Source organism: Streptomyces inhibens (assembly GCF_003389455.1).
Classification (GTDB): domain Bacteria; phylum Actinomycetota; class Actinomycetes; order Streptomycetales; family Streptomycetaceae; genus Streptomyces; species Streptomyces inhibens.
In genome coordinates, this window is sequence record NZ_QUAC01000224.1 from 22,136 (window position 1) to 39,604 (window position 17,469).

The following is a 17,469-nucleotide window of genomic DNA, read 5'->3' on the forward strand; positions in this document are numbered from 1 at the left end:
TCGCGGCAGTCTACCCAGCGAAGTGGTCGGATCAATAGCTCGAAATCTTCGGGAAATGGCGCCTGAGGGGGTGTTCCGCGACCCAAGTGGTCTGATAAATATTCGACGCGGCTGGGGGGCAGGCCCCCGCCGTACCCCCCTGTGCCTCCGAGGTTGAGGAGCCGTCAAATGGCCGGCAGAACAGTGATTTCGAGAGCGGGAGCGATACGCGCGGCAGCGCTGGCGGCATGCGCGGCGCTGGCGCTCTCCGCTTGTGGCAGCACCAAGGACACCGGTGCTTCCGGCGGGGGCGCCGGCGACAAGGGCGGCAAGGTGGGGGTGATCCTCCCCCTGCTCACTTCGCCGTTCTGGCAGGCGTACAACGACTACGTCCCCAAGATGGCGAAGTCCCAGGGAGTCGACGCCCTCAAGAGCGTCAACTCCAACAGTGACCCCGCCCAGCAGATCACCGACGTGAACAACCAGCTCAACCAGGGCGTCAACGGACTGGTGGTAGCCCCGTTGGACAGCGCCGCGATCTCCGCCGGCCTGGACCAGGCCGAGCGGAAGGGCGTCCCGGTCGTGGCTGTCGACGTCGCGCCCGAGAAGGGCAAGGTCGCGATGGTCGTACGGGCCAACAACACGGCGTACGGCGAGAAGGCCTGCGAATTCCTGGGCAAGACCGTCAAGTCCGGCAAGGTCGTGCAGATCATGGGCGATCTCGCCTCGGTCAACGGACGTGAGCGCTCAGAGGCCTTCCGCGCCTGCGTCAAGAGCAAGTACCCGGACCTCAAGGTCCTGGAGGTCCCCGCGAAGTGGGAGTCCGACGCCGCGGCTTCCAAGCTGGACACACTGCTCAACGCCAACCCTGACATCAAGGGCATCTACCTGCAGGCCGGCGGCGTCTATCTCGCGCCGACCCTGCAGACCCTCAAGTCCAAGAAGATGCTGAAGAAGGCCGGAGAGAAGGGCCATATCTCGATCGTTTCGAACGACGGCATCCCGCAGGAGTTCGAGGCCATCCGCAAGGGCGAGATCGACGCGACCGTCTCGCAGCCCGCCGATGCCTACGCCAAGTACGGCATGTACTACGTCAAGGCGGCCATGGCCGGAAAGACCTTCAAGCCCGGGCCGACCGACCACAACTCCGAGATCGTCAAGCTGCCGAACGGCATGCTGGAGGACCAGCTGGCGGCGCCGCTGGTGACCAAGAAGAACGTGGATGACCCCGAACTGTGGGGCAACACGGTCAAATGAGTACAGCAAGGGAAGCAGCACCGCTCGTCGAGGCGAGCGGCATCGTCAAGCGCTACGGGCCCACCGTCGCCCTCCAGGACGGCCGGCTGACCGTACGGCCCGGCGAGTCCCACGCGCTCGTCGGACGCAACGGCGCCGGCAAGTCGACGCTCGTCTCCGTCCTCACCGGCCTGCAGGCCCCGGACGCCGGCACGGTCGCCTTCGACGGCCGTCCGGCACCCCCCTTGTCGGACCGGGACGGCTGGCGCGCCAAGGTCGCCTGTGTCTACCAGAAGCCAACCGTCGTACCCGGCCTGACCGTCGCGGAGAACCTCTTCCTGAACCGGCAGCCCGCCGGGCGAGGCGGGTTCGTCAGCTGGCGGCGGCTGCACTCCGAGGCGGCGCGGCTGCTGGAGACCTGGGATGTGCGGGTGGCCCCGGACGCGGTGACCGCGGAGCTCAAGGTCGAGGACCGGCAGATGGTGGAGATCGCCCGCGCGCTCTCCTTCGGCAGCCGGTTCATCGTGCTCGACGAGCCGACCGCCCAGCTGGACAACCGGGAGATCGAGCGCCTCTTCGACCGGATGCGCGCGCTGCAGGAGTCCGGGGTGACGTTTCTGTTCATCTCGCACCACCTCCAGGAGGTGTACGAGGTGTGCCAGACCGTCACCGTGCTGCGTGACGCCCGCTGGATCACCACCGCGCCGGTGGCGGAGCTGCCGCGCGCCGCGCTGGTCGAGGCGATGGCCGGCGAGGCGGTCGCCGCACACGGCGGCGCGGCACACAGGAGGGTTGATCAGGATGCCCCCGTGCGGCTCGACGTGCGCGGACTGACCTCCGAGGCGTACGAGGACGTGGATTTCCGCATTCGGCGCGGCGAGGTCGTCGGCCTTGGCGGCAGCAGCGCCAGCGGCAAGATCGAGCTCGCCGAGACCTTGGCGGGGCTGCACACGCCGCGCACCGGCCGCGCCGAACTTGACGGTGTACCGCTCCCGTTCGGGGACGTGCCGAAGGCGCTGAAGGCGGGGGTCGGGTGCGTGCCACGGGACCGGCACGACCAGGGCCTTGTGCCGGGCATGTCCATCGGTGACAACGCCACCATGACCGTCCTCGACCGGCTGGGGCGGTTCGGGCTCGTGGCCACCACCGCCAAGCGCGGCCGCGCCGAGCAACTGATCACCCGCCTTGACATTCACACCGAGGGACCCGATCAGCCGGTCTCGGACCTCTCGGGGGGCAACGCGCAGAAGGTCGTGATGGCCAAGGCCCTGGCCTCGGACCCCCGCCTCCTCGTGCTGATCAACCCGACCGCGGGCGTGGACGTGAAGTCGAAGGAGTCTCTGCTGTCCCGGGTGGACACGGCGCGAGAGGACGGCACAGCGGTGCTGGTCGTCTCGGACGAACTGGACGATCTGCGGCGCTGCGACCGGGTCCTCGTGCTCTTCCACGGGAGGGTCGTCGCCACCCATCCGGCGGGCTGGCACGACCACGAACTGATCGCGTCCATCGAGGGCGTACAGGATGCAGAAGGAGAAGACCGTGGCTGATCTCAAGGCCCCTGCGCCCCCGGCCGCCGACGCGCCACCGACGCGGGCACCCGCCGCCAAGCAGCTGCAGCCGGCCCTGCTGCGGCGGGCCCGGGAACTCGCTCTCGTGCCGGCCCTGGTGCTCCTGGTGTTGCTGGGTGCCGTGGTCAACGACAACTTCCTCACCGAGCGGAATCTGATCTCCGTCCTGAGCGCATCGGCCGCCCTCGCCATGGTGGTGCTCGCCGAGTCCCTGGTGCTGATCACCGGGAAGTTCGATCTGTCCCTGGAGTCGGTGGTCGGTATCGCCCCGGCGTTGGGCGCGATGCTGGTGCTCCCGGCCGTACAGGCCGGGTTGGGCACGGAGCTTCCGGCCTGGGTCGCGATCCTGGCGATCCTCGGGGTGGGCGCCGTGCTGGGAGCGGTCAACGGCGTGCTGGTGGTGCGCTTCAAGCTCAACGCCTTCATCGTCACTCTCGCCATGCTGATCGTCCTGCGCGGGGTGCTGGTCGGGATGACCGAGGGCAAGACGCTCTTCGGGATGCCCGATTCCTTCTACACCCTGGCCACCACGACGTTCCTGGGGATTCCGATGTCGGTGTGGCTGGCGGCGGCCGCCTTCGCCGTGGCCGGGTTCCTGCTGAAGTACCACCGCGTAGGGCGGGCGCTGTACGCGATCGGCGGCAACGCCGCGGCGGCCCGTGCCTCCGGCATCCGGGTGGAGCGCGTGATGCTCGGGGTGTTCGTGACCGCGGGCCTGCTGGCCGCCGTCGGTGGGCTGATGCAGACCGGCTATGTCGGGGCGATCAACGCCAACCAGGGCCAGAACATGATCTTCACGGTGTTCGCGGCCGCGGTCATCGGCGGAATCAGCCTGGACGGCGGCAAGGGCAGCATGCTCGGCGCCCTGACCGGTGTGCTGCTGCTCGGCGTCGTACAGAACCTGCTGACCCTCGCCCAGGTGCCGTCCTTCTGGATCCAGGCCATCTACGGCGGGATCATCCTCGCCGCCCTCATGATCGCCCGGGTCACCTCCGGCCGCGCCCAGGACTGACCCCGTCAACCGCACGTCCGGAAAGGAGAGAGACCGATGAAGTTGATGCGCCTCGGGGAACCGGGTGAGGAGCGACCGGTCCTGCATACCGACGATCGAAGGATCCTCGATCTGTCCGGCATCACGGCCGACATCGACGGTGCGTTCCTCGCCGCAGACGGACCCGCACGGATCCGGTCCGCGCTGGACGCCGGCCTGCTACCCGAGCTCGACGCGAGAGGGCTGCGCACCGGCGCGCCCGTCGCCCGGCCCGGGAAGGTCGTCTGCGTCGGCCTCAACTACCGCGACCATGCGGCGGAGACGGGAGCCGAGATCCCCGAGCGGCCGGTCGTCTTCATGAAGGATCCGGCCACCGTCGTCGGCCCTTACGACACCGTGCTCATTCCGCGCGGCTCACGGCGCACGGACTGGGAAGTGGAGCTCGGCGTGGTCATCGGCCGCCGCGCCCGCTATCTGGCCGGCCACGAGGACGCGCTGGACTGCATCGCCGGATACGCCGTCAGCCACGACGTGTCGGAGCGGGAGTTCCAGCTCGACTTCTCGCCGCAATGGGATCTCGGAAAGTCCTGCGAGACCTTCAATCCGCTCGGACCCTGGCTGGTGACGCCCGACGAGATCGCCGACCCGCAGGCGCTCGGCCTTTGCCTGTCCGTCAACGGGGTGCAGCGCCAGGACGGCTCCACCAAGGACATGATCTTTCAAGTCGCGGAGATCGTCCGCTATTTGAGCCAGTACATGGTGCTGCACCCCGGTGACCTCATCAACACCGGAACGCCGGCCGGGGTCGCCCTGGGCCTCCCGGACCAGCCCTATGTGCGCGCCGGAGACACCGTCGAGCTGTCCATCGACGGGCTCGGCATCCAGCGTCAGTCGTTCGCATCAGCGTGAAAGGCATCATGAAAGACACCTCATTGAGCGCAATTCCCCAGCAGTTGTCCGGCCCTCGGATCACTGCCGTCGACACGTACGACATCCGCTTTCCCACCTCACGCGAGCTCGACGGCTCCGACGCGATGAACCCCGACCCCGACTACTCCGCCGCCTACGTGGTACTGCGCACCGACGCGGGTGACGGCCTGGAGGGGCACGGCTTCACCTTCACCATCGGCCGGGGCAACGAGGTCCAGGTCGCCGCCATCAATGCGCTCCGTCCTCACCTGCTCGGCCGCCCGGTCGCCGAGCTGTGTGCCGACCCAGGGCTGGTGAGCCGCGATCTGGTGGGAGACAGCCAACTGCGCTGGCTCGGCCCGGAGAAGGGCGTGATGCACATGGCTATCGGGGCAGTCGTCAACGCTGTCTGGGACTTGGCTGCCAAGCGTGCGGCCAAGCCGTTGTGGCAGTTCCTCGCCGACGCCGACCCCGAGTGGCTGGTGGGGCAGATCGACTTCCGCTACATCGAGGACGCTCTCAGCCCCGGCCAGGCACTCACGCTGCTGCGCCGCGGGCGAGAAGGCGCCGCGGGGCGCGCGGCCGTACTGCGTGAGCGCGGCTACCCCGGCTACACCACCTCGCCCGGCTGGCTCGGCTACTCGGACGAGAAGCTGACCCGGCTCGCCGAGCAGGCCGTCGCGGACGGTTTCACCCAGATCAAGCTGAAGGTCGGCGCGGACCTCGATGACGACGTCCGGCGCATGCGGGCGGCTCGGGCGGCTGTGGGCCCGGACATCCGGATCGCGATCGACGCCAACCAGCGGTGGGGCGTGGCCGAGGCCACGGAATGGACACGTGCGCTGACCGAGTTCGACCCGTACTGGATCGAGGAGCCGACCAGCCCCGACGACATCCTCGGGCATGCCCGCATACGGAACGCGGTGGCTCCGGTGAAGGTCGCCACCGGCGAACACGTCCAGAACCGCATCATCTTCAAGCAGCTGCTCCAGTCCGGGGCCGTGGATGTGCTGCAGATCGACGCGGCCCGGGTCGGCGGTGTGAACGAAAACTTGGCCATCCTGCTGCTCGCCGCCGAATACGGGGTGCCGGTGTGCCCGCACGCCGGCGGGGTGGGACTGTGCGAGCTGGTCCAGCACCTGTCGATGTTCGACTTCGTGGCGCTCTCGGGGACCACCGAGGACCGGGTCATCGAGTACGTCGACCATCTGCACGAGCACTTCGAGGATCCGGTACGCATCGTGGGCGGGCACTATGCCGCCCCCGAGGCCCCCGGCTTCTCGGCCGGGATGCTGCCGGAGTCGATAGCGACGTACCGATACCCCGACGGCTCGTTCTGGACGGCGGACGGTGCCGCGGTGCAGGCGGTGGTGGCATGAACGGCGAACTGCACGGTCTGAAAGCCGTTGTCACCGGGGGCGGATCCGGCATCGGCCTGACCACGGCGCGGCTGCTGGCCGCGCGCGGCGCCGAGGTCGCGGTGCTCGACCTCAAGCCCGACGCGGCTCAGGCGCCACTGCGGGGGTACGAGGCGGACGTCGCGGTCGACGCCTCCGTACAGGCCACGATCCGCCAGGTGGCAAGCGATCTGCGCGGCATCGACATTCTGGTCAACAACGCCGGGGTGGGTGCCGTCGGCACGGTCGCGGACAACGACGACGCCGAGTGGCAGCGGGTGCTTGGCATCAACGTTCTGGGCCTGGTGCGCACCACCCGGGCCGCCCTGCCGTATCTGCGTCAGTCGGCGCACGCCTCGATCGTCAACACCTGCTCCATCGCGGCCACCGCGGGTTTGCCGCAGCGGGCGTTGTACTCGGCCAGCAAGGGCGCGGTGCTCTCGCTGACCCTGGCGATGGCCGCGGACCATGTGCGTGAGGGCATCCGCGTCAACTGCGTCAACCCGGGCACGGCGGACACCCCGTGGGTGAGCCGACTGCTGGAGCAGGCAGAGGACCCGGCGAGCGAGCGGGCGGCTCTGCATGCTCGCCAGCCGATGGGCCGACTGGTCAGCGCCGACGAGGTCGCCGCGGCCATCACCTACCTGGCGAGCCCGGCGGCCGCCTCCGTCACGGGGACGGCCCTGGCCGTGGACGGTGGCATGCAGGGGCTGCGGCTGCGTCCGGTGGGGCAGTGATGGGTGGCTCGTCCCTATCGACCGGTTTCCCAGGTGTCGGATCCCGTGTTCCGGCTGCCGTACGTCCGCCGCTGCCCCAGCGCACCCTGGGCCGCAGCGGCGTGCCGGTCACGGCGCTGGGCTTCGGGGCGGCCGCCCTCGCCGGGCTCTACACGCCGGTGAGCGAGGAGACCGCCGCGGCGACGGTTGAGGCAGCGTGGGACGTCGGCATCCGTTGCTACGACACCGCCCCGCACTACGGCCTCGGACTGTCGGAGCGGCGCCTGGGCGAGGCCCTGCGCACCAAGCCCCGGGACTCGTACACCCTTTCCACGAAGGTGGGGCGGCTGCTTGAGCCGCACACCGGCGGCGGTGATGATCTGGCGCACGGTTTCGCCGTGGCTGCCACCCACCGCCGGGTGTGGGACTTCAGCGCTGACGGCGTGCGCCGCTCGCTGGAGGACAGCCTCACCCGGCTCGGCCTGGACCGCATCGACATCGCCCTGCTCCACGACCCCGACGACCATGAGGAGCAGGCCTTCCGTGAGGCTTACCCCGCTCTGGAGCGGCTGCGCGCCGAGGGCGTCGTGCGGGCCATAGGAGCCGGCATGAACGAGGCAGCGATGCTGACCCGCTTTGTCACTGACACAGACGTGGACGCGGTGCTGTGTGCCGGCCGCTACACCCTGCTGGAGCAGCCGGCCCTGGACCAGTTGCTGCCCGCCGCCGCGGCGCGCGGGAAGAGCGTCATCATCGGCGGCGTCTTCAACTCCGGCCTGCTGGCCGACCCGAAGCCCGGCGCCACGTACAACTACGCCAAGGCACCGGGGGAGTTGCTGGATCNAGCCCGGCGCCACGTACAACTACGCCAAGGCACCGGGGGAGTTGCTGGATCGCGCACTGCGCATACGCACGATTTCCGAGGCGCACGGGGTGCCGCTGCGGGCCGCGGCGCTGACCTTCCCCTTCGGTCATCCGGCGGTGACGAGCGTCATGGTCGGCGCCCGGTCTCCGGCCGAAGTCCACGACGCCGCAGCGCAGTTGTATCGGCGGGTGCCCGCCGCCCTCTGGGACGAGCTGCGCGCCGAGGGCCTGCTCGGCATCGACGTGCCCGTGCCGGAAGGAGCGTGATCGTGCGCATCGCCCTGTTCATCACCTGCTTCAACGACACGATGTACCCGAACACAGGCAAGGCCGTGACGAAGCTCCTTGAGCGTCTCGGCCACACCGTCCACTTCCCGCAGGCGCAGACCTGCTGCGGCCAGATGCATTTCAACACCGGCTACCGCCACGAAGCGCTGCCCTTGGTACGCCGGTTCGCGGACGTCTTCGCCCGCTACGACGCCGTCGTGACGCCCTCGGGGTCCTGCGCCGGCATGATCCGCGAGCACCACGGCACGCTGGCCCGAAGCTGCGGCGACGCGCACCTCGCCGCCTCCGTCGAGACAGTGGCTCAGAGGGTGTACGAGCTCTCCGAACTGCTGGTGGACGTCCTCGGCGTGACGGATGTCGGCGCCTACTTCCCGCACCGCGTCACGTACCACCCCACCTGCCACTCCCTACGCATGCTGCGCGTGGGCGACCGCCCCCTCCAACTGCTCCGCGCCGTCAAAGGCATCGATCTCGTGGAGCTGCCCGAGGCCGACAGCTGCTGCGGCTTCGGCGGTACCTTCGCCCTGAAGAACCCCGACGTCTCCAGTGCGATGCTTGCGGACAAGGTCCGCAACGTGGCGCAGACCCGCGCCGAGGTGCTGTGCGCCGGCGACAACTCCTGCCTGATGCACATCGGCGGTGGCCTGGGTCGACTGCGTACGGGTGTGGGCACCCTCCACCTGGCCGAGATCCTGGCCGCGACGCAAGGGGATCCGGCATGAGCGGGGTCGACACCTCCAGCAGCGTCGTCTGGCTGGGTAGCCCCTCCTTCCCCGAGGCGGCGAGGGAAGCCGTCGCCGACACCCGACTGCGCGCCAATCTACGCAAGGCCACCGGCACCATCCGCACCAAGCGGCTCGCCATGGCCGGCGAGCTCGATGACTGGGAAGAACTCCGCACCGCCGGAGCTGCCATCAAGCGGGCCACACTGCGCCACCTCGACCACCACCTGCTCAAGCTCGAACAGTCGGTCACCGCGGCTGGTGGCACCGTGCACTGGGCCGCGGACGCCGCCGAGGCGAACCGCATCGTCACCGAACTCGTCCAGGCCACGGGAGAGGCGGAGGTCGTCAAGGTCAAGTCCATGGCCACCCAGGAGATCGGCCTCAATGAGGCCCTCGCGCAGGCCGGGATCATGGCGTACGAGACCGACCTCGCCGAACTCATCGTGCAGCTCGGCGACGACCGCCCCTCGCACATCCTGGTACCCGCGATCCACCGGAGCCGCGCCGAGATCCGCCAGATCTTCCACGACCGTATGGCGGAATGGGGGCGGCCCGCGCCCGAGGAGCTGACGGACGAGCCCAGGGATCTGGCGGAGGCGGCTCGCCGTCACCTCCGGGAGAAGTTCCTGCGCGCCAAGGTCGCCGTCTCCGGCGCCAACTTCGCCGTCGCCGACACGGGCACGGTCGCCGTCGTCGAGTCGGAGGGCAACGGCCGCATGTGCCTCACCCTCCCTGAGACGCTGATCACCGTGATGGGTATCGAGAAGGTGCTGCCCTCCTTCGCGGACCTGGAGGTCTTCTTGCAGCTGCTGCCACGCTCCTCCACGGGCGAGCGGATGAACCCGTATACGAGCATGTGGACGGGACCGGTGGACGGCGACGGGCCGCGCGACTTCCACCTGGTCCTGCTCGACAACGGCCGCACCGCTACCCTCCGCGACACCGTCGGCCGCCAGACGCTTGGCTGTATCCGCTGCTCGGCGTGCCTCAACGTCTGCCCGGTGTACGAGCGCACGGGAGGCCACGCCTACGGCTCGCCCTACCCCGGGCCGATCGGCGCCGTCCTCACCCCGCAACTCGCCGGCATCGAGCACGCCCCCTCCCTACCCTTCGCCTCCACGCTCTGCGGCGCCTGCTACGACGCTTGCCCCGTGAAGATCGACATCCCAGAGGTGCTCGTACACCTGCGCGCGCAGGCCGTGGACACGAAGCGCGGCGGCCTTGTGCCCACCCCCGAGGCCCTGGCGATGAAGGCCGCCGCCGTCGCCCTGTCCACCCCGCGCAGGCTGGCCTGGGCGCAGCGGGCAGGCGAGCTGGGCGGGCGCCTCCTTGCCCGGCGAGGCGTGCTGCGCCGTCTGCCCGGACCGCTTCGCCGCTGGTCGGACACCAGGGACACACCCGCGCCGCCCCGCGAGACATTCCGCGCCTGGTGGCGCCGTACCCGCCGGGAGAACGAGTGATGAACAGCCGCAACGCGATCCTCGCCCGGATCGGAGCAGCCCTTGCCGACGTACCGCGTACGGAGCGGTACGACGCCGGAGCGATTCCCCGCGACTACCGCGACAGCCACGCGGGCGTCGACGTCACCGCACTCTTCGCCGAGCGCGCCGCGGACTACCGCGCCACGGTGACCCGTACCGCACACGCCCCGGCGGCTATCGCTGCCGCCCTCGCCCGGCGCGCGCTCGCCGGCCTCGTCGTACCCGACGGCTTCCCCGCCGAGTGGTTGCCCGCGGAGCTCGGCCTGCGGCGGCTTGCAGACCGCCCCCCGCTGAGCGTGCGCGAACTCGACGCGGCCGGAGGAGTGCTCACCACCTGCGCCCTGGCCATCGCCGTGACCGGCACACTGGTCCTGGACGCCGGACCGGGCCAGGGCCGCCGGGCACTGAGCCTGCTGCCCGACTACCACCTGTGCGTGGTCGGAGCCGACCAGATCGTCGGCGACGTCCCCGAGGCCTTGCGGCGCCTGGCCCCGCGCCGCCCGCTGACCTTCATCTCGGGCCCCTCCGCCACCAGCGACATCGAGCTGGAGCGAGTCGAGGGCGTACATGGGCCGCGCACCTTGGACATCGTCATCGTCGACTCCAACAACCCAGGAACAGGAGGAACCGCATGAGAATCGCCCTGCACACCAAAGTTCGCGAGGACCACATCGACGACTACGAGGCCGCCCACCGCGAGGTGCCCAAGGAGCTCACCGACGCCATCCGCGCCGCCGGAGCCACCTCCTGGACGATCTGGCGCAGCAGCACCGACCTGTTCCATGTCCTGGAGTGTGACGACTACGCGAGGCTGCTCGCCGAACTGGAGAGCCTCCCGGTGAACATCGCCTGGCAGGCGCGAATGGCGGAGCTGCTCGACGTGGTGCACGACTACTCCGCCGACGGCGCGGCGGCCGGCCTGCCCGTGGTCTGGGAGCTCTGACCACCATGCCCGTCGTTGACGCACACCACCACGTGTGGGACCTCTCCGTACGCGACCAGGACTGGATCACCGGACCTGAACTCTCCCCGATCCGGCGTGACTTTCTCCTCGACGATCTCCGCCCCGAGGCCGCGGCCGCCGGCATCGACGCGACGGTCCTCGTCCAGACGGTCACCGTGCCGGAAGAGACCCCCGAACTCCTGGAGCAGGCGAAAGGCAGCGACTTGGTCGCGGGCGTCGTCGGCTGGACCGACCTGACCGTGCCGGATGTGGCCGACGCACTCGCCGCGCTGCGCGAACTCCCCGGTGGGGAACGGCTCGTCGGCATCCGGCACCAGGTGCAGGCGGAGCCTGACATCGCGTGGTTGCTGCGGCCGGATGTCGACCGCGGCCTTGACGCGATCGCTGCGGCGGGACTCGCATACGACCTGCTGGTCCTCCCCCATCAGCTGCCGGCCGCGGTCGAGGCGGTCGCCGACCACCCCGGCCTCACCTTCGTCTTGGACCACCTGGGTAAGCCGCCCATCGCCTTCGGCACGATCGAGTCCTGGGCTCGCTACGTCCGCGAGCTGGCTGCCCTGCCCAACACCGTGTGCAAGCTCTCCGGTCTGGTCACCGAGGCTGACTGGACCCACTGGACGGTGGCCGACCTTCGCCCGTACGCCGAAGTGGTCCTTGGGGCATTTGGCCCGGACCGGACCATGTTCGGCTCCGACTGGCCGGTTTGCCGCCTGGCTTCCTCGTACGGCGAGGTGTTCGACATGGCGTGCCGACTCACCGAAGGTCTGAGCTCGTGCGAGCAGGCCCAGGTGTTCGGGGGCACGGCCGAGCGCGTCTATGGCCTGGAGGGCGAGCGCTGACGGAGAGCCCTGCGGTTGGCCTTCCGCGGCGGGCTTGAGGGCCTGAATCTCGTCGCGCCCGAGGGTGACACGCCCCACTGATGCAACCGCCGGTCACTCCCGCCGGTACGGCCACCAGCTCTGTCCCAGGGACTTTCCAAGGACTTTCCGCCGAGTAGGAGGGAAAGGCCCTGACGGCTCTGAAAGACGCAAAGCCCCAGGTCAGGGCCGATTTTCAACCAGTTGATGACGCTCGCCGAGTCGAGTCTCGCGCCGAGCGTGCCGGCCGAGCGAGGACGCGCGGACGAGGGCTTGGTAAGCACCGCGCGAGCCACCCGACGACGGCGCCGCCGTAGGCGCTGTTCTGGGTGAATTCTCCCTTGAACAGCGCCAGTTGGCGGCATCACCGCATGTGTCAGTACGAGTAGAACCCCGACCCCGACTTCCGCCCCAGCCGCCCCGCGTCGACCATGCGCGCCAGCAGCGGGGGAGCGGCGTACAGCGGCTCCTTGTACTCGTGGTACATCGACTCGGCGACCGAGGCCACGGTGTCCAGGCCGATCAGGTCGGACAGCTTGAGCGGGCCCATCGGGTGGGCGCAGCCCAGCTCCATGCCGTTGTCGATGTCCTCGCGGCTGGCGATGCCCGACTCGAACATCCGGATCGCGGAGAGCAGATACGGGATCAGCAGGGCGTTGACGACGAAGCCCGAGCGGTCCTGGGCGCGGATCGCATGCTTGCCCAGCACGTCATGCACCAGCGCCTCGGCGCGCTTGATGGTCTCCTCGCCGGTGGTCAGGGCCGGGATCAGCTCGACGAGCTTCTGCACCGGCGCCGGGTTGAAGAAGTGGATGCCGATGACCTGGTCCGGACGGGAGGTCGCGACGGCGAGCTTCACCAGCGGGATGGAGGAGGTGTTGGAGGCCAAGATGGCGTCCGGGCGAGTGATCACCTGGTCGAGGACCTGGAAGATCTCGGTCTTGACCTGCTCGTTCTCCACGACGGCCTCGATGACGAGATCGCGGTCGGCGAACTCCCCGAGGTCGGTGGTGAAGCTGAGCCGGCCGAGTGTCGCGTCGCGCTCCGCGGCAGTGATCTTGCCGCGTTCGGCGGCCTTGCCCAGGGAGTTGGTCAAGCGGGTGCGACCCAGTTCCAGGGCCTCGCCGGTGGTCTCGGCGACCATGACGTCGAGCCCAGCGCGGGCGCAGACCTCGGCGATGCCTGCGCCCATCTGGCCGCAGCCGACCACTCCGACGCGTGCAATGTCGGTGAAAGTGTCCGTCACCTCGTGCCTTTCGCTGATCTTCAGGACCGGCGGTACGCCGTAAGGGTCCGACGCCCGCCTCGCCCCGACGTTACTCCGCGCGGTGCTGTGCTACGGGCCGCGGGGCGGGCATTCTGAGCCCTCAGGACAGGATGAAACGGACAACTGGGGACTTTTGATGAGACCGATCACACGGAGAGGGTTTGCGGTGGGCGCGCTCGGCGCGGCCTCCTCGCTGCTCACCACGGGTGCCGCGGCGCCCTCGGGCCGCGCGCCACGGCGCGAGATGCGCGGTATGTGGCTGGCGACGGTCGCCAACCTGGACTGGCCCTCCAGCGCGAAGCGCACGCCCGCCGAGCAACAGCGCGAACTGCGCGCCCACTTCGACACCGCCGTCGCCCGCAAGCTCAACACGGTGTTCTTCCAGGTGCGGCCCACCGCGGACGCCCTGTGGCCCTCCCCGTACGAGCCGTGGGCGCAGTACCTGACCGGACAGCAGGGCCGCGACCCGGGCTGGGACCCGCTCGACTTCGCGGTACGCGAGGCGCACCGGCGCGATCTCGAGCTGCACGCCTGGTTCAACCCGTACCGGGTCGCCAACCACACCGACCCCGGCCGGCTGGCCCCCGACCACCCCGCCCGCCGGCACCCCCGCTGGGTCCTCCCGTACGGCGGCAAGCTCTACTACAACCCCGGACTGCCGGAGGTCCGCCGCTTCGTCCAGGACGCGATGCTCGACGCGGTGCAGCGCTACCCCGTCGACGGGGTGCACTTCGACGACTACTTCTATCCGTATCCGGTCGCCGGCCAGCACTTCGACGATGACGCCGCGTACCAGGAGTACGGCGGCCCCTCCCAGAGCCGGGCCGCCTGGCGGCGGGAGAACATCGACCGGCTGATCTACGAGATGGCGCAGCGGCTCGACGCGGGCGGGCAGCAGCCCGGGCGCCGGGTGCGGTTCGGTGTCAGCCCGTTCGCGGTCTGGCGCAATCACACCACCGACCAGCAGGGTTCCCGTACCCAGGCCGGGGTGGAGACCTACGACGACCTCTACGCGGACACCCGCCGCTGGGTCCGCGAGGGCTGGCTCGACTACATCGTGCCGCAGGTCTACTGGCCCATCGGGTCCAAGGCCGCCGACTACGCCGAACTGGTGCCCTGGTGGGCGCGGACCGTCCAGGGAACCGGCGTGGACCTCTACATCGGTGAGGCCCTCTACAAGGCGGGCGATGCGGAGCCGGCCGCCTGGAAGGATCCGGCCGAACTCTCCCGCCATCTCACCTTCGCTCGCAAATACCCGCAGGTCGGCGGCCACGTCTACTTCTCGGCGAAGGAGGTGGCCAAGGACCGGGCTGGCGCCATGGCGCGGGTCGTGCGTGACCACTACGGCAGCGTGGCACGGCCATAGGAACGGTCCGCGCGGACGTGGGAGCCGTCCGCGCGGCCGTGGTGGCGATCCGTCTACGGGATCGCGCTATCGGCCGGAGCCGGGGTCGATGTCGGTGGCCTTTCCGTGCTGGACAACCGAGTCGGGGCCGGGAGACATGATCGCCTCATGCCCGTCCTCGGCACGGACACGGTAAGGCGGATCGCCGTTCGTGCCCAGTACCTCGATGATCTCGACGACCCGGTCGTGATGCCCGACGGTCCTGCCGTGCACCACCAGCCGGTCGCCCCTGCTCGCGTGCATCAGGGGTCCTCCCCGCTTCGGGGCGGCCGCCTGACCGGTACGGCCGACGATGCGACGGCCGAGCGGTTGAACGGCCAACGATTTCAACGGATTACGGGCCTGGTCCGGCCCGGACGGCGGTACCTGCCATCGCGGCAAGTTTACGTCCGGAGGCGGCGGTCGCACCCGGGAGACGTCACGGGAGGTGGATTCGGCCGGGCGGTGGGGGCCGTCGCCGCGGGCGTCCGGCCCCTGGGGTCCGGTCCGTCACCCGCGCGCCCGTTGGGTGACCGCGATGCACGCCAGGACCGCCAGCGCCGCAGCGGGAGCGGCCGGCGGAAGTCGCTCACCCAGGAGAAGTACCGACCACAGCAGCGTCAGCAGCGGCTGGGCGAGCTGCAGCTGACTCGCCTTGGAGATGCCGATCATGGCCATCCCGCGGTACCAGACGACCATCCCGAGGAAGTTCGAGCCGGCCGCCAGCCACAGCAGCCCGCCGACCGCGTGCGCCGTGAGGTGCAACGGCTCGGTGGACAGCGCGATCGCCGCCCCCGTCACCGTCACCGGAAGCGCCAGCACCAGGGCCCAGCCGACCACGTGCCAGCCCGGCATGTAGCGGGCCAGCCGGCCGCCCTCGGTGTATCCGGCCGCGCACACCAGCAGCGCCGCGAACAGGAACAGATCGCCGCGGCCCGGTGCCCCGCCGCTCTGCTGCACCGCGAAGCCGATGACCACGGCGGCGCCGATCAGCGAGGCGACCCAGAACGTACGGGAGGGCCGGGCGCCGGTCCGTACGGCCGAGAAGGCGGCGGTGGTCAGCGGCAGCAGGCCGACCACGACGGCCGCATGCGAGGTGGTGGAGGTCTGCAGGGCGAGGGTGGTGAGGATCGGGAAGCCGAGGAAGGCGCCGCCCGCGACGATCGCGATACCCGCCCAGTGGCGCCGCTCCGGAACCCGTACCCGGAAGACGGCGAGCGCACCGCCGATCAGCACGGTGGCCAGCACGCTGCGCAGCATCACCACCGTCCAGGGCCCCATGCCCTCCAGCGCCCAGGCGGTCCCGGGGAAGGTGAGGGAGAAGGAGGCGACACCGAGGGCGGCGAGCAGGGCGCCACGGCTCACCAGGGGGCCGCGGGTGGTGGCGGCCTTCGGGGCGCTGTGGCCGGCGGCGGTCGGGGCGCTGACCGCTATCGCGACCTGGGTAGTAGCGCTATCGTTGTCTCTCATGCATGAGCGTAGCAGTGGCGCCGAACTGGCCGCGATCCTCCGGGCGGAGCTGAACCGCTACTCTCCAGGAGAGAAGCTGCCATCGAGCCGTGTCCTCGTGGAGCGGCACCGGGTCAGCCCGGTGACCGTCTCCCGGGCGCTCGCCGAGCTGGTGGCGGAGGGGCTGGTCGTCACCCGCCCCGGCGCCGGGGCCTTCCGGGCCGAGCCGCGCAGCGAGGCGTCCCGGCCGGTCGACACCTCCTGGCAGGAGATCGCGCTGAGCGCGGAACCGGCCGGCGACCAGGTGCCGCGCAGCGTCGACGCCTCGGGCGTACTGGCCACCCTGGCCAGGCCGGCCCCCGGCGTCATCGAACTCAACGGCGGCTATCTGCACCCCGATCTGCAACCCGAGCGTGCCCTCTCCGCCGCACTGGCGCGGGCCGGGCGCCGGCCGGGCGCCTGGGCGCGGCCGCCGGTCGAGGGTGTGCCGGAGCTGCGGGCGTGGTTCGCGCGGGAGATCGGCGGCCCCGGTGGCGCGCTCGCCGCCAGCGACATACTGATCACCGCGGGCGGCCAGAGCGCGCTGACCGCCGCGCTGCGCGCCGTCGCCCCGCCCGGCGCCCCGGTCCTCGTCGAGTCCCCGACCTACCCGGGCATGCTGGCCGCCGCCCACGCCTCCGGGCTGCGGCCGGTGCCCGTACCGACGGATGCGGACGGTGTCCGTACGGATCTCCTCGCCGACGCCTTCCGTGCCAGCGGCGCGCGGCTCTTCGTCTGCCAGCCGCTGTTCCAGAACCCGACCGGCGCGGTGCTCGCCCGGGAGCGGCGGCGCGAGGTGCTGCGGGTGGCCCGGGCGGCCGGCGCGTTCGTGATCGAGGACGACTTCGCGCGGCTGCTGGGCCACGACGACGCGCCCCCACTCCCGCCGACGCTGAGCGCGGAGGACCAGGACGGCACGGTCGTCCACGTCCGCTCGCTCACCAAGGCCACCTCGCCCAACCTGCGGGTCGGCGCCCTGGCCGCCCGCGGCCCGGTGCTCGACCGGCTGCGCGCGATCCAGGTCGTCGACAGCTTCTTCGTGCCGGCACCGCTCCAGGAAGCCGCCCTGGAACTCGTCGGATCGCCCGCCTGGACGCGCCATCTGCGGCTGATCGCCGGTGAGTTGACCACTCGCCGCAATGCGCTGATCGCCGCCCTGCACGGTCAGCTGCCCGCGTTCGTGGAACGGGGGCCGGGGTACGGCGCGGCGTACGGCGGCGATCCGGCGCGCGGCGGCGGCCGGTACGTCCCGCCCGGCGGCTACCACCTCTGGCTGCGGCTGCCGGACGGCACCGACGAGGCGGCGCTGGCCGGCGCGGCGCTGCGGGCCGGCGTCGCGGTCGCGTCCGGCCGCC

At 70.5% G+C, this 17,469-nt stretch carries 17 protein-coding genes and 1 pseudogene; 15 read left to right on the forward strand and 3 right to left on the reverse strand.

Annotated elements, in window-relative coordinates; all coding sequences use genetic code 11:
- Positions 1–168 precede the first annotated feature (168 nt).
- The 13 genes and pseudogenes from DY245_RS28085 (at position 169) to DY245_RS28140 (ending at position 11,957) form a co-directional block, all read left to right on the forward strand.
- Positions 169–1,236 carry a sugar ABC transporter substrate-binding protein gene (locus tag DY245_RS28085; RefSeq protein WP_128510018.1) on the forward strand — a complete coding sequence of 356 codons (1,068 nt, stop codon included), beginning with the start codon at positions 169–171 and terminating at the stop codon, positions 1,234–1,236.
- Positions 1,233–2,762 carry a sugar ABC transporter ATP-binding protein gene (locus DY245_RS28090; RefSeq protein ID WP_128510019.1) on the forward strand — a complete coding sequence of 510 codons (1,530 nt, stop codon included), beginning with the start codon at positions 1,233–1,235 and terminating at the stop codon, positions 2,760–2,762. The genes DY245_RS28085 and DY245_RS28090 overlap by 4 nt, the downstream gene beginning before the upstream one ends.
- The gene (locus DY245_RS28095; RefSeq protein ID WP_128510020.1) at positions 2,755–3,795 is read left to right on the forward strand and encodes an ABC transporter permease; all 1,041 of its coding nucleotides are present in this window, start codon (positions 2,755–2,757) and stop codon (positions 3,793–3,795) included. Before DY245_RS28090 ends, DY245_RS28095 begins: the two co-directional genes overlap by 8 nt.
- Positions 3,796–3,831: 36 nt before the next feature.
- A complete protein-coding gene (locus DY245_RS28100; protein WP_128510021.1) occupies positions 3,832–4,683 on the forward strand; it encodes a fumarylacetoacetate hydrolase family protein in 852 nt (283 codons plus the stop codon).
- Positions 4,684–4,691: 8 nt separating this feature from the next.
- Positions 4,692–6,062, forward strand: a complete 1,371-nt coding sequence (locus DY245_RS28105; protein WP_128510022.1) for an enolase C-terminal domain-like protein — start codon at positions 4,692–4,694, stop codon at positions 6,060–6,062.
- Entirely contained in the window at positions 6,059–6,817 is a 759-nt protein-coding gene (locus DY245_RS28110) for an SDR family NAD(P)-dependent oxidoreductase (protein ID WP_128510023.1), read from the forward strand. The genes DY245_RS28105 and DY245_RS28110 overlap by 4 nt, the downstream gene beginning before the upstream one ends.
- Positions 6,818–6,888: 71 nt before the next feature.
- The coding region (locus DY245_RS28115; RefSeq protein WP_244943305.1) for an aldo/keto reductase at positions 6,889–7,639 on the forward strand (751 nt) is incomplete at its 3' end.
- 1 nt (position 7,640) lies between these two features.
- Positions 7,641–7,927, forward strand: a pseudogene (locus DY245_RS46835) (aldo/keto reductase); the annotation flags it as partial.
- Between the two features lie 2 nt (positions 7,928–7,929).
- Positions 7,930–8,670: a (Fe-S)-binding protein gene (locus DY245_RS28120; RefSeq protein ID WP_128510024.1), complete on the forward strand. Its 741-nt coding sequence runs from the start codon at positions 7,930–7,932 to the stop codon at positions 8,668–8,670.
- A complete protein-coding gene (locus tag DY245_RS28125) occupies positions 8,667–10,133 on the forward strand; it encodes a LutB/LldF family L-lactate oxidation iron-sulfur protein (RefSeq protein WP_128510025.1) in 1,467 nt (488 codons plus the stop codon). The genes DY245_RS28120 and DY245_RS28125 overlap by 4 nt, the downstream gene beginning before the upstream one ends.
- Positions 10,133–10,789, forward strand: coding sequence for a LutC/YkgG family protein (locus DY245_RS28130; protein ID WP_128510026.1), 657 nt, complete (start codon positions 10,133–10,135; stop codon positions 10,787–10,789). The genes DY245_RS28125 and DY245_RS28130 overlap by 1 nt, the downstream gene beginning before the upstream one ends.
- Entirely contained in the window at positions 10,786–11,097 is a 312-nt protein-coding gene (locus tag DY245_RS28135) for an L-rhamnose mutarotase (RefSeq protein WP_128510027.1), read from the forward strand. Before DY245_RS28130 ends, DY245_RS28135 begins: the two co-directional genes overlap by 4 nt.
- 5 nt (positions 11,098–11,102) lie before the next feature.
- Positions 11,103–11,957 (forward strand): amidohydrolase family protein, encoded by an 855-nt coding sequence (locus DY245_RS28140; protein ID WP_128510028.1) that lies wholly within the window; start codon positions 11,103–11,105, stop codon positions 11,955–11,957.
- 394 nt (positions 11,958–12,351) lie between these two features.
- Here DY245_RS28140 and DY245_RS28145 read toward each other — a convergent pair whose 3' ends face one another.
- A complete protein-coding gene (locus tag DY245_RS28145; RefSeq protein WP_128510029.1) occupies positions 12,352–13,221 on the reverse strand; it encodes a 3-hydroxybutyryl-CoA dehydrogenase in 870 nt (289 codons plus the stop codon).
- A 157-nt stretch (positions 13,222–13,378) separates the two neighbouring features.
- Between DY245_RS28145 and DY245_RS28150 the strand changes: the two genes are divergently transcribed.
- Entirely contained in the window at positions 13,379–14,608 is a 1,230-nt protein-coding gene (locus DY245_RS28150) for a glycoside hydrolase family 10-like protein (protein WP_128510030.1), read from the forward strand.
- Positions 14,609–14,674: 66 nt separating this feature from the next.
- Here the strand turns inward: DY245_RS28150 and DY245_RS28155 are convergent, their stop codons facing one another.
- Positions 14,675–14,890, reverse strand: a complete 216-nt coding sequence (locus DY245_RS28155; protein ID WP_128510031.1) for a DUF1918 domain-containing protein — start codon at positions 14,888–14,890, stop codon at positions 14,675–14,677.
- Between the two features lie 246 nt (positions 14,891–15,136).
- Positions 15,137–16,096 (reverse strand): DMT family transporter, encoded by a 960-nt coding sequence (locus DY245_RS28160; RefSeq protein ID WP_128510032.1) that lies wholly within the window; start codon positions 16,094–16,096, stop codon positions 15,137–15,139.
- Between DY245_RS28160 and DY245_RS28165 the strand changes: the two genes are divergently transcribed.
- The coding region (locus DY245_RS28165; RefSeq protein WP_147318379.1) for an aminotransferase-like domain-containing protein at positions 16,095–17,469 on the forward strand (1,375 nt) is incomplete at its 3' end. The two genes, DY245_RS28160 and DY245_RS28165, sit on opposite strands and share 2 nt — an antisense overlap.